This is a genomic window from Bacteroides sp. HMSC067B03 (assembly GCF_001811315.1).
Lineage (GTDB): Bacteria > Bacteroidota > Bacteroidia > Bacteroidales > Bacteroidaceae > Bacteroides > Bacteroides faecis.
Map to the genome: position 1 here is coordinate 1 of NZ_KV804465.1, position 260 is coordinate 260.

Here is a 260-nt window from a genome sequence, read left to right on the forward strand (position 1 = left end):
TTAATATCTTTCTCACCCGTTGTCCGGATAACAGGCATTTCTTCGTTTGAATCATCCTCCGGAGCCAGTTTGTGCAGCACATGGTTGCGGATACCGACCTGAAAGGCTTCATTGTGCTTCACACGGATAGCAGCGCGCTTGTCAAAAGCGAGATAACGGATTTCGTCATCCGTACAGGAACTGGGTTCCGTATCGTAGATTTCCCACGGTACGATATAATTCTTTCCGGTCATTTGCTTCGGCTCGAAATCTTCCGTGTT

The 260-nt window shown here is 47.7% G+C and carries 1 pseudogene; it reads right to left on the reverse strand.

Annotated features, from left to right (window positions below):
* Positions 1–260 (reverse strand): annotated as a pseudogene (locus HMPREF2794_RS23535) (hypothetical protein); the annotation flags it as partial.